The 12,418-nt window shown below is 57.1% G+C and carries 9 protein-coding genes and 1 pseudogene; 3 read left to right on the top strand and 7 right to left on the bottom strand.

Annotated features, from left to right (window positions below; translation table 11 throughout):
* Window positions 1-117 precede the first annotated feature (117 nt).
* Window positions 118-993 (bottom strand): peptidylprolyl isomerase, encoded by an 876-nt coding sequence (locus tag JCM15831_RS00060; protein ID WP_232227900.1) that lies wholly within the window; start codon window positions 991-993, stop codon window positions 118-120.
* A gap of 311 nt (window positions 994-1,304) precedes the next feature.
* Here JCM15831_RS00060 and JCM15831_RS00050 point away from each other — a divergent pair, with 311 nt between their 5' ends.
* Entirely contained in the window at window positions 1,305-2,288 is a 984-nt protein-coding gene (locus tag JCM15831_RS00050; RefSeq protein ID WP_025821800.1) for a hypothetical protein, read from the top strand.
* A gap of 295 nt (window positions 2,289-2,583) precedes the next feature.
* Here the strand turns inward: JCM15831_RS00050 and JCM15831_RS15335 are convergent, their stop codons facing one another.
* Window positions 2,584-2,895, bottom strand: a complete 312-nt coding sequence (locus JCM15831_RS15335; protein WP_025821798.1) for a winged helix-turn-helix transcriptional regulator — start codon at window positions 2,893-2,895, stop codon at window positions 2,584-2,586.
* A gap of 174 nt (window positions 2,896-3,069) precedes the next feature.
* On the opposite strand from JCM15831_RS15335, the gene JCM15831_RS00035 reads away from it, so the two are divergent.
* Window positions 3,070-3,915 (top strand): SDR family oxidoreductase, encoded by an 846-nt coding sequence (locus JCM15831_RS00035; protein ID WP_025821796.1) that lies wholly within the window; start codon window positions 3,070-3,072, stop codon window positions 3,913-3,915.
* 68 nt (window positions 3,916-3,983) lie between these two features.
* Here the strand turns inward: JCM15831_RS00035 and JCM15831_RS15330 are convergent.
* The 4 genes and pseudogenes from JCM15831_RS15330 to JCM15831_RS19755 all read right to left on the bottom strand — a co-directional run bounded on the left by JCM15831_RS15330 (window position 3,984) and on the right by JCM15831_RS19755 (window position 9,579).
* Window positions 3,984-7,138 (bottom strand): annotated as a pseudogene (locus JCM15831_RS15330) (error-prone DNA polymerase).
* On the bottom strand, window positions 7,135-7,395 hold the full coding sequence (locus JCM15831_RS00025; protein ID WP_025821795.1) for a hypothetical protein: 261 nt from the start codon (window positions 7,393-7,395) through the stop codon (window positions 7,135-7,137). The pseudogene JCM15831_RS15330 and the gene JCM15831_RS00025 overlap by 4 nt, the downstream one beginning before the upstream one ends.
* Window positions 7,395-8,912, bottom strand: coding sequence for a DUF6504 family protein (locus JCM15831_RS00020; RefSeq protein WP_025821794.1), 1,518 nt, complete (start codon window positions 8,910-8,912; stop codon window positions 7,395-7,397). Before JCM15831_RS00020 ends, JCM15831_RS00025 begins: the two co-directional genes overlap by 1 nt.
* The gene (locus tag JCM15831_RS19755) at window positions 8,803-9,579 is read right to left on the bottom strand and encodes an ImuA family protein (protein ID WP_051528215.1); all 777 of its coding nucleotides are present in this window, start codon (window positions 9,577-9,579) and stop codon (window positions 8,803-8,805) included. Before JCM15831_RS19755 ends, JCM15831_RS00020 begins: the two co-directional genes overlap by 110 nt.
* A gap of 259 nt (window positions 9,580-9,838) precedes the next feature.
* On the opposite strand from JCM15831_RS19755, the gene JCM15831_RS00010 reads away from it, so the two are divergent.
* A complete protein-coding gene (locus tag JCM15831_RS00010; RefSeq protein WP_025821791.1) occupies window positions 9,839-10,513 on the top strand; it encodes a DUF421 domain-containing protein in 675 nt (224 codons plus the stop codon).
* Between the two features lie 74 nt (window positions 10,514-10,587).
* On the opposite strand, the gene sthA is transcribed toward JCM15831_RS00010, so the two are convergent.
* Window positions 10,588-11,997 (bottom strand): Si-specific NAD(P)(+) transhydrogenase, encoded by a 1,410-nt coding sequence (gene sthA, locus JCM15831_RS00005; protein ID WP_025821789.1) that lies wholly within the window; start codon window positions 11,995-11,997, stop codon window positions 10,588-10,590.
* Between the last annotated feature and the right edge of the window lie 421 nt (window positions 11,998-12,418).

Here is a 12,418-nt window from a genome sequence, read left to right as displayed (position 1 = left end):
AGGCGCGGGATGCCTTTCTGGTCGAGAACGCCGATCCAGGTGAAGAAAATACGCACCCCCTTCCTTACCCGCCGATGCCATACGCGAGCGGGTCTCTGAGGATAGTCGTCGGCTCTTTCAACGTGTCTCCCGAGAGGGTATCGGCGCATTGCAAAGAGCGACGCCCTGCGCCGGTCGTACGAAAAACCGATCATGCCGCGCAGCTCGGGCTGCGAGATAGGCTTCAAAAGCAGGGCTGTCTGTGCGCATCACCTGTATTTTCGGCCGTACGGCCTGCGGCAGATCGGCAGCCAGCGTCACGCTCCGGATCGCCACATTCTGATGAGCATCGGCGTAAAATCCGAGTGCACCGGCTCCCCGTTGGAGCGCACCCAGAGATTCCATCCCCACAAGGACACGCCCGACGACAGCAAGATTGCGATCGAGCTGCCTTGGCGCTTCTCCATTGACCACATAAAGCTCGCGCCCATCCCCCGTATCCGGCGGCATGTCCCGCCCTACCCCGACGGTGCCGAAGCACTGCGCGGGCCAGATTTTCGTGCCATCGCTACCGACAGGCCACCCCGCGGCAATTCCAACCTTGGGTGCATAAGGATCGGGATAACCGAAGGGTCTGTAATCGAGGCCGGAAAGAGGGCGTTCATATTCGGCGGGAGGGTTGCTCACAAAACCCGAAGGTAAAGGCGCTGCCTCGTCTTTGACCCGCCACTGCACAACGTAATTATCCTGCACGCGGATAATCGCGCCGTCGTCCCATGCATGAGCACGCGCAAGACGAACGACATTGGCCACATGAACAGGGGAAAACTCAGGTGCGAGCTCGATGACGACACGCGCGCCATTACCGAGACGCATCACGAGCAGCCGATCGGACGCGACACTCCGCCACGCCCCCTCCGGCGCCTGAGCCACAATCTCGGCAGGGCTGAGCACGGGGCCCGCCATGGCAAGAGCGGGAAACATAAACGGCAGGAATATAAAGAAAGGACGCATAACCCGGATCATTACGCATCCCTTGCGATCATGCATCCGTTTTCCCGCAGGTGATCAGTTATTTTATCGAAACGATACACGCAGACTGATCGCCGATGATCAAAAGGATGCAACGCAAAAGGTCATGATTTTTCTCCATGCAGGTCTGACAAAGCAATTCCGCTCGACATAGTTTACGAAAATACGTGACCTCATGCGGTATGGACCTATTCCCGCGGCATAGAACAAATCGTTTTTCAGTTGCCTAAAATGGAAATCTCTTTTCTCATCACGTCATTATCCCATCCATCACCCGAGTGAGTTGAAAACAGATGCCAAAGATTCTTCCTTTTGCTGTTTTCAGCGTCTTTACTCTAGTTTTTCTGGAGTCTGCAGTAGCGTCTGAAACCATCATTCCCACGACCTATGAGGCAGGTCATTTCTTTGCTGTCCCTCAGACGATCGAGGGTCGCACCCTTCGCTTTCTGGTCGATACAGGCGGTGGCGGTGCTCGGGGTTTGATGATGATCACGCCGGAGGCGCTTCCAAAAATCAACACCTCCCCTGTTCCGTGCGACAGCTTTCAAATCGGTGCCCGGATCTCCCATTGGCCTGCTTTCAGTCCATCAGCAGGATTACCTCACACCCCCTCCCCTACTCCTTGTGGGGCCATGGCGTTAATCGTGTCTCTCAAAGAAAGTTGGTTTACGGCGGATGGGATTATGGGCGCAGGCTACATGTCTCAATTCGACGCCTGGCACTTCAACTATCCCGAACATCGTCTGTCGATTGAAAACATCGGCTGGACGCCGCCTGTGGCAAAGCCGTTCATTCCTCTTGGTTTTCCAAAAGATGCACATGGAAATCATTCTGCATCTTTCCCGAGCGTCGACATGAAAATTGATGGCCAAAACATAGCCATGTTGCTGGATACGGGAGCAACCGCGATGCAGACCCCAGCCGGACACGCGGCAACCGGTGCACAGCAAGTAAAGGGACAAGGAACGACTTCATACATCACCACCAGCACATTGAATGCATGGCATGCAAAACATCCTCAATGGCACATTATTTCAGATGGGGACGGTCTTATGCACACCCGCCTGATTGAAGTCCCCACAATCGAGTTTGGTCCTTACATCGTGAAATCCGTCTGGTTCACCGAACGCCGAGACAGGAATTTTAGCGGTGATGGCATCGGTCAGTATATGGATCGGCCCATCTACGGTGCTCTGGGCGCCAATATTTTGAGCCATTTCGATTTAATCATCGATTATCGACATGAGCATTTGATATTTTTAAACGGTCCCGTCTGAGGGGAGTGACTTCGGGGGCTCCATTGCCCAGCTTCACGATCAAGAACCGATCAAGAGAGATGGTTCACCACACGTCGCCAAACACCTGTTCGACGATCTCTATGGTGCGCCATAAAGGCGGTTATCAACACAAAACGAGCGATAAAAACAGGAAGAAGGCGCGTAATGCGACAATGTCCTCATGCGAAAGTCTGACCCAGAATTTTGGCAATGGTAGACGTATTTTCGTCAGAGCATCTGAACAGGAACGACTTTGCAGGTACGGAGCCCTAGCTTAATCGGGGCGATAAATCCTTTAAAGATGAGTTTCTCCTCGTCGAAAGGCCAGAACTTCAGGCAATCTTGTCTCGATCCAGTCCGCAAGTTCAGAGACTTTTCCGGCGGCTTCCTGCCCGAGCGGCGTGAGACTGTATTCGACATGGGGCGGCACGACATTGAGTGCCACGCGACTCACCAGGCCGTCTCCTTCGAGCCATTGCAGTGTCTGAGCAAGCATACGTTCACTGACGCCACCAATCTGACGACGCAATTCACTGAAACGACGCGTCCCGTCTTGCAACACGATCAGGACCAGCACCCCCCAGCGGCTCGTGATATGCTTCAGCACCTCACGAGAGGGGCATTGAGCAATCAGCAGATCACCGCGACGAAGCTGGACAGAGAGCGGCTCTCGGGCCTCTTTCGAATGATTTTCTATACTTACATGTTTGTACGTACTTACGAAAAATAAGCAACAGTCCTAAGTCTGGTGCGTGACAATCACAGCCGGAATGAGGCGAAAATGACAATTGCGATTACCGGGGCGAGCGGTCAGCTCGGCCAGCTTGTGCTCAACAGACTATCGGAACAGAAAAACGCAGAGCCGATCGTTGCTCTCATGCGAACACCGACAGCGGCGTCTTTGAACAAGGGTGAGACACGACGCTTCGATTATAACAAAATCGAAACGCTTATTCCCGGATTGACCGGGGTCGATACCCTAATCCTGATTTCCTCGAGCGAAATTGGCCAGCGCGTTACCCAGCATCGCAACGTGATCACTGCGGCGCAATCCGCCAATGTGAAACGCATTATCTATACGAGTGTGCTCCATGCTGATGTTTCAGCACTCTCACTGGCTGATGAGCACCGTGCGACCGAAGCCGCATTAAAGGCATCGGGTCTGGCTTTCACCATCTTGCGCAACGGCTGGTACACAGAAAACTATACCGCATCCGTCAAGGCCGCTCTCGATGGAGGTGCTTTTATCGGCAGTGCCGGTAATGGCCTGATTTCATCTGCTTCCCGCGCTGACTATGCCGAAGCTCTGGCGATCACAGCGACAGACTTCAGCCATGACGGCAAAATATACGAACTCGCAGGGGATACTGCCTGGACATTGGCCGAACTGGCGGCAGAGATCTCGCAGCAATCGGGCAAGAAAATTCCTTATCTCGATCTTCCCACAAACGAGTATGCTCAGGCGCTCATCAAGTTCGGCCTGCCTGACGGGTTGGCGTCTGCCATCGCAAGCTGGGATAGTGCTGCATCACGTGGCGCCCTTTTCGATGACAGTCATCAACTCTCTGCCTTGATCGGGCGGCCTACGACGGGGCTCGCGGCAAGCGTCGCCTCGGCTCTGGCGTAATCTTACAGCAACCCGCCCCTCTCACGAGCCAACTCCGGAAGTTTCGGAGTTGGCCTATTTGTTATCTTTCAATGGAAATCACGCGCCTTGAGCCTTGGCGCGACTGTGCCCTCTTCTTCCTCTGATACGGCAATGTCACGCATCAGAGGGGTCAGGTCTTCCAGACGCTGCATCACAACATGGATTACCTCGCCTTCGCGTTGCAGCTACCGTGACAGGCGACGGCGTTGACGCCAATCACAATGCGGCGCTGGGCTTCGGCGCGGTCTTTCCAGATAATAATATTAGCCGTGCCGGTTTCGTCTTCCAGCGTCATGAACATGACGCCATGGGCCGTGCCGGGGCGCTGACGCATCAGCACCAGACCCGGCACCACAACACGGCTGCCATCTCGCACTATCCGTAGATCGGCGCAGGTCACCATACCGCGCTGTGCGAGACGCGGACGCAGAAACGCCATCGGGTGCTGACGCAAGGTAAGACCGAGCGTGTTGTAATCTTCAACCACTTCGCGGCCCTCGCTCATGGGGCGCGGCATATAATCGGGTTCGATCACTTCCGGACCGGGACGATTCAATTTGCGATCGGCCGCGGCAAAAAGCGGGAGCACCGTATCGGCCAGCCCCTTGATGGCCCAAAGCGCGGCACGGCGATCGAGACCGAGGGAGCGAAAGACATCGGCAGCTGCGAGAGCTTCCAGCGCAGAGACGGGAATATCCGCACGATGCCAGACATCGTCGAGTGAGTCATAAGCGGGAAAGCGATTGGCAATCAGCCGGGCCGCATGATCGTTGGACAGACCTTTGACGAAGCGGAACCCCAGACGCACGGCATGGCTTTGCGCGACGGAAACAGCCTCCAGATGGCAATCCCAGCGTGAGGCGTTGATGTCGATAGCCCGCACATCCACGTCATGCTCACGCGCATCCCGCACGATTTGCGCTGGGGCATAAAACCCCATGGGCTGCGAATTAAGTAAGGCCGCGCAGAACACATCGGGATGATGGCATTTCAGATAATTCGAGACATAGGCGATCAGGGCAAAGCTTGCGGCATGACTTTCCGGAAAGCCGTAGGAGCCGAAGCCTTCCAGCTGACGAAACGTGCGCTCGGCAAACTCGCGGGGATAGTTATTCGCGACCATGCCTTCGATCAGCTTGGTTTTAAAATGCGAGACCCCACCGGTAAACTTGAACGTCGCCATGGAGCGTCGCAGCTGGTCGGCCTCGCCGGGCGTAAACCCGGCGCATTTAATGGCCACCTGCATGGCCTGCTCCTGAAACAGCGGCACGCCCAGCGTCTTGCCAAGAATTTCCCTGAGTGCCGGCTGCGGATACTCGACCTGTTCGATCCCCTCGCGACGGCGCAGATAGGGATGCACCATATCGCCCTGAATAGGACCGGGCCGGACAATCGCCACCTGTACCACCAGATCGTAAAATGTTGTGGGTTTGAGGCGCGGCAGCATGGACATCTGGGCGCGGCTCTCGATCTGGAACGTGCCCAGCGTGTCGGCTCGGCGGATCATAGCGTAAGTTGCGGGATCTTCGGGCGGCACCGAACTCATTTCAAGATGGCGGATACGGTAATCCTTGAGCATATCGAAGCCGCGACGCAGACAACCGAGCATGCCCAGCCCCAACACATCCACCTTCATGAAACGCAGGATATCGATGTCGTCCTTGTCCCAGACGATGATCTGACGGTCTTCCATCGCCGCAGGCTGGATAGGCACCAGCTCGTCCAGACGGTCACGCGTCAGCACGAAGCCACCCGGATGCGTGCCGAGCTGACGGGGAATCCCTACCAGCTCACCCGCCAGACGCAGGGTGAGCGCCAGCGCCCGGTCTGACAGAGACAGATTCAGCTCCGCCGCACGCGTCTTGAGCAGGACAGGATCGCCCAGAGACGACGCCAGATATTTCGAAATCAGCCCCAGCACGTCTTCGGAAAGACCCAGAACCTTGCCGACTTCACGCAAGGCGCCTTTCGGGCGATAGCGCATCAGCGTGGCGCACAGAGCCGAATGGCCGCGCCCATAACGACGATAGATCCACTGGATAATTTCCTCACGCCGATCGCTTTCGAAATCGACATCGATATCGGGCGGTTCGCGTCGTTCTGCCGAAATAAACCGCTCGAACAAGAGCCCCGAACGAAGTGGATCGATTGCCGTAATGCCCAGCACATAGCAAATAGCCGAATTAGCCGCTGATCCACGTCCCTGACAGACAATGCCCAGCTCACGCGCGCGCTGAACGATACTATGCACGGTCAGAAAATAGGGAGCGTAGTCCAGTGAGCCGACCAGAGTGAGTTCATGGGCGATCTGTTTTCTGACCGCCTCTTTCACCCCGGCGGGATAGCGCCGTGGCAGGGCTTCCTGCACCAGACGGGTCAACGTCTGCTGGGGTGTTTCGTCAGGCCGATCGGTTTCCTGCGGATATTGATAACAGAGATCGTCCATCGAAAAGCGGCACTGCGCTTCGATCTCGGCGATACGCGCCAGAGCCTCGGGAAATGCCTCATACTGCGCTTTCAGCTGGGCTGGCGTTTTAAGAGCGCGCTCTTCATGCGCCTCACGCCGCTCGCCAAGGGCTTCGAGCGTGCAGTTTTCGCGAATGGCCGTCACCACATCCTGCAACACATGGCAGCGCGCCTCGTGATACAGCACGTCTCCTGTCACAACCGTGTCGATACCCGCCTCACGCGCCCGATCCTGCATGGCACAAAGACGTTGCAAATCGGCGGGCTGACTGCGACGTGACAACCCGCAATAGACAGAGCTTTTTGTACTCTGCTTCAGACGCACCAGATGATGCAAAGCCATAGACGCCTTCTCATCTGCCTGTTCCGGCAACAGCACATGGACAAGCCGATCGCTGCCCTGTTCCAGATCCTGCCAGGTGAGAGAGAAGACCTCACGTGCGCCGCGCCGATGACCAAGCGTCAACAGCCGGCACAGCTGCCCCCAGCCGGCACGGTCCATAGGATAAACCAGCACCACGGTTCCATCTGTCAGGTCCAGACGACAGCCGGGGATCAGCCTGACCCCGCTCTGTTTTGCCGCATCATGAGCCCGCACCATGCCTGCCACGGAATGCCGGTCCGTCAGGGCCAAAGCTGTATGGCCCTGCGCCTGCGCGACAGAAAATAGGTCATGCGGGGCACTCACCCCACGCAGGAAGGAATAATAGGAGGTGACATGCAAAGGCGTGGTCACGACGCCTTGTCTTCCTCATGTGGATGACGGTGGTTGCTGGTATCGTGAGGCGCTACAGCGGCGCGCTTCATCAGCACGAAGCCGCAACGCGCCAGATGCGCGACCAGACGGGCCGCCACAAGACCTGCCATCAACTCATCAGCGTCATGCACGCGACGGCGACCGTCGAAACGCAGCGCATGGGTCAGAGCCTCGGCGATGTCGTCAGGTTCCGCAGGGCGCAGAGTCTCATCACGGGGCAGTATTTCCCACGCCATCAGAACATCCCGTGGACGAACCACGCTCCATCACCCGACCAGCGATGCACACCATCCCCCTGACGGAACAGCCAGAAACGCTCGCCACTCTCGATTTCCACAATCCAGTAATCGCGGATTGCACCGGCCTGATCGGCCTGCTGCCACCATGCCCCATGCAGACGTTCCGGCCCGTCCGCCCCGCACACCGATAGCGCCCTGCCCTGCCAGACAAACCGATGCGGACTGTCATCCTCACCCAGTTCCGGCAGAGCAATCGGACGGGGTGGCGCAAAGAGACGCGTCGGACGCGGCCAGAGGGATACGCCCCGCAGCGATGACGGCACGGCCAAGCGCTGCTGTCCCCTTTCCGGAAAAGGCGCGTGGGTCTCACCGAGATAATAAACGCCCTGCAATCCCGGTCTGTTACGCAGACGCTCAGCCAGCACGCCAAGCCCTTCCTTACCGACCTCCTGCGACAGGCCTGCCAGATCGCCCCCTGCCATGGCGGACGCCTGACGTTCGGCCAGCTCCACCTGCAGGCTCATACTTTCAATGCCGAAACCTGGATCGATCGTCTCAATACGCTCCTGCAACAGAAGAAGCAGACGCGAAGGGTCATTCACCGGTTCGGACGTACCGATCCGTATGGCCTGAACCCCTTCATCCACACGCTGGCAGAACAGATCGACACGACGTGCGCCCAACCCTTTTTGCTGCAACAGCGCCGCTGCCTCTTCTGTCAGCACCTGCATTACATGAGCGATATTCTCCGCCGTGCCGATCGGCTCGACCAGGTGACGCGTTACCTGCAGCGCCACCACAGGCTGCTCGAAACGAAGCGGCTCTTTCTGTCTGCCCAGCGCAAAATCGAGCTGGCGTGCAGGCTGCGTACCAAAGCGCCGCGTCAAAGCCGCACGGGGCACCTCGCAGAGATCCGCAATGCGGGTAATTCCAAGCGTACGCAGCCGGTCACGCTCTTCCGCATCGAGGCGTAAAGCCTCAACAGGCAAAAATGCCAATGCCTGCGCGGTTTCGCCCTGAGTCACGACGTTCAGCGCCTTCTGGCCATAGCGCGCCAGAGCGTGAGCTGCCCCGGCTGTCTCGGCGAGCGCAGCACGCACGGTATGACCACGCTCCGCCAGACGGTTTTTCACCGCTTCGAGCATGGCCTGCTCGTCGCCGAAAAGATGCGCACAACCGGTTGTATCCACCCAGAGTCCGTCAGGCGGATCGACCGCGACGAGGGGCGAAAAGCAGCGGCACCACTCCGCCAGTTTATGCAGAGCCTTGAGATCCTGCCCGGGCGAGACGGCCTCAGCCTGCAGATCGGGCACGAGGCTACGCGCCATGGCCAGAAACTGGCCTGGCTGCACGCCTCTGCGCAAAGCCGCTTCATTGGCCGCCACGATTTTCCGGCTCTGTCCTTCACGCCCGTACAGCACCAACGGTAAGGCCGGGTCTCCCTGCGGGTGCCTCTTTTGCCAAAGCGTTGTACGCCATTGCGGCAGCCAGAGGGAAAGAAGACGACGAGACATGATCCGTTCCGATCTTCCAGGAAAGAGCCTCGCCACCACGGCAGCGCATCAGGGTCAGCGAGAACGGTTCGGGATAGGACAAAAGGGCGCGCTTCCCGATCCTGACCGGGTCGGAAGGCGCCGCACCGATACGCCAGCGTGTCCAGCAGGCGCTGGGCGGGATGAAATGCTCATGACGATGCAGCAAAAAACACGTCACCCCTGAGGCTTCGGCCGCCAGGGTCAGCCGGCGCGAAGCCGTGAGAGACAAAGGCTCTGTCAGATCGGCGACCACTGCCGTCACGTGTTTGCTGTGCAGCACATCTTCTACGGTCCCCGCCAGGCGGGATGGATCGGCCTCGATACATAAAAGTCGTTCGGCAGACAGGCCTGCCCGGCGCAGCCCCGCCAGAGCGAGCCCTTCTCCTTGTGGCATCACCCAGACGACAGGCCCTGCGGCCTGCGCCAGTATGTGGGCAATGAACCGCGTAGGGCGGGCACAGAGCTGCCGGTCATGCCCCTCACCCAGAAACTCATGCACGACACCCCGGCGCAGCCCACCTTTAAGCGCCTCGTCCACAGGGGGCAGCCCTGTCTCGAGATAAAGCACGGCAGCATTCTTCTGATAACGTCGTTCGATGCGCGCCACAGTATCGCGCAGCATCGCCATGCCCTGTCTGTCTGTCATGATGAGCCCTCCCTTCAATTGGGGCCGTATCATACGAACAAAACAGGAACAAGCATCTTGAACGCAGCGCTGCAGCAACCTGCATGATGGGCCGGAATGAAGAGACCGGGTTATTTTTTGAAATCAGGGCTTTGTCCTGAAACACTTCAGGGAGTCAGGTTCCTTTGATTTCATTTTTTAATGTAACGGGATGGGAGCAACCCGGTCTGGCCGGGACTGTTGAAGTCATTCTGGCGCTAGCGGAAAGGACCGGATTCGCGTGATCACCCTTTATCTTTGGGTCATTTTAAAGCTCGTCATCGGGTTTGCTTTGATCATTTCCTATCTGAATGTCACCGGCCGCAACCAGATTGCCATGATGACCTCGGTCGATCTGGTGGGCAATTTCATTCTGGGCGGCGTGGTTGGAGGCATTCTCTACAACGACAAGCTCCCCATCCTGCATTACATCGCGCTTCTGATCCTGTGCATTGCGCTCATGATGCTGTTCAATGCGCTCTCACGCAAAATTCCTGGTCTGCGCAAAAGGACAATCGGTGAGCCCGTTCCGATCATTCGTGGGGGGCGCTTTCTGATCGAGAATTTCGAGGAAAACTCAAACCGTATCGACATCAAGGATGTCGCAACGGCTCTACGCATGCAGAACATCTTCAGCTTTGACAATATCGAGTTCGCTCAGGTCGAAACGACGGGTCATGTCAGCGTCATCATGAAGGAAGAAGCCAAGAAGCCCTCGCGTTTCCTGATCCATCGCGGTGATGTTCTAGAAGAAGAACTCAAGATCATCGAACGCGATGAAGACTGGCTGACCGCAGAGCTCTCTGCGATGAATCTACACGATATAGAAGACGTGTTTCTGGCTGAGTGGGTGGGCGATCATCTTCTTGTCGTCACCTCTGATGGATCAGTGCATGGCGAGGGCCTGACGGCCTGAACAGATCCCTCCTCCATCAATCTACCTCACCCGAAAATCCTCCTGCACGCGACGAGACGCAGGGAGGATTTTTTCTAGCCTTCCTGTCGGGGCGTGATCCTGTTCCACGCATCGAGAGCCGCGATTTTGTAAGCTTCGGCGAGGGTAGGATAGTTGAAGGTGGCATCGATGAAATAATCGACTGTTCCCCCCAGATTGAGCACCGCCTGCCCGATATGGATGAGTTCGGTCGCCCCTTCACCGATGATATGCACGCCCAGAAGCTTGCGGTCTTCCAGCGAGATGATCATCTTGAGCATCCCACCACGTAGCCCCATGATGTTGCCCCGCGATGTCTCGCGCAGTCTGGCAATGCCGCACTCATAGGCCAGGCCGGCTTTTCGAACCTCTTCCTCGCTCATGCCGACAGTCGATATTTCCGGAACAGCGTAAATTCCATACGGGAAATACTGGGGCGTATGCGCAATTTCAAAATCAAAGGCGTGACACGCGGCTAGTCTCCCCTGTTCCATCGACGTCGATGCCAGTGACGGAAAACCAATCACATCGCCCGTGGCGTAGATATGCGGCACACTTGTCTGGAAGGTTTTGCGATTGACCGAGAGACGTCCACGTTCGTCAGCTTCAAGGCCGCAAGCTGACAGATTGAGCGCATCGGTCGCTCCTGAACGCCCTCCCGTATACAGAAGCATATCTCCTCGAACCCGGCGTCCACTTTCGAGAATGGCAACTGGCTGACCGCCCTCCATCTCGATCGACTCTAGCTTCGTTCCCATCCGAAAACTCACGCCACGCTCGCGAAGATGGTACATGAGCTCGGCGATCAGCTCGCGATCGACGAATTCAAGAAGCTCCTCGCGCGCATCGATAATCGTGACACGGATATCCAAGGCGCTGAAGATCGTCGCATATTCTATGCCGATCACCCCTGCGCCAACAACGATCAGGGAGCGCGGCAACGTGTCCAGATGAACGATGGCATCGCTATCGAAGATGATGCTGTCGTCAAAAGGAACATGATCGGGACGATGCGGTCGTATGCCGACGGCAATCAGAATTTTTGCGGCTGAGACGACGGTTGCGGTTCCGTCCTCTGCCAGGATCTCGATCCGATGAGCATCGAGAAAACGTGCCTGACCGTGCTGCACACGTACCGTATTGCGCACGAACTGGTGCTCGAGAACATCCACCTCAAACTCAAGCGTCTTGGAGAGACGCATGCGCAGGTCATACGCTGTAATCTCGGATTTGGCGCGATAGGACTCTCCATAGAACCCACGCTCACGCCAGCCGGTCAGATTGAGCACCGTCTCGCGCAGTGTCTTCGACGGAATGGTGCCTTTATGAACAGACACGCCCCCAACGCGGCCTTTCTGTTCGACCACCATGACAGAACGACCGAGTTTCGACGCCTGCACGGCGGCACGGCGCCCCGAAGGACCGCTGCCGATCACAACCAGATCGAAATCATACCCATTCGACATCACAGTCTCCCTGCTTTCACCCCCGGCACTTCCAAGGCTTTCGAAACAGGGGCACGCCTTGTTGTACGCAGGGCAGGATCGCTGGACAAACGCCTCCACAAGAAGAGGTTGGACCTACATGAGGCCCAAAAAGCTCTTTTTATCAGTCGATTATGGGCTTTTGGTACACTCGACAGACCAGACAGGCGCAATGACATGTCTTGCTTGTATCGGGGTCGTGATCCCGATCTAGCCAACATAAGCCTCTAAATCTGCGATCTTATTGTCTGACGGTGACTTGTCGCTTTTTCTTGGAATACCGCGGTAGGTGTTCACGGCGGTCTTAGTCTGCCTGGGCGTATCGCTGCGCGCACGGACAGTTTTTCTGCAGACGCGGGTATTTGCGCGTAGCCGAGTTCTGACTAAGCGCTATATGGAGTGA

The sequence above is a fragment of the Asaia astilbis JCM 15831 genome (genome assembly GCF_000613845.1).
Classification (GTDB): domain Bacteria; phylum Pseudomonadota; class Alphaproteobacteria; order Acetobacterales; family Acetobacteraceae; genus Asaia; species Asaia astilbis.
The sequence above is the reverse complement of the archived record's forward strand: the minus strand, read 5'-3'. Positions and strand labels throughout refer to the sequence as shown.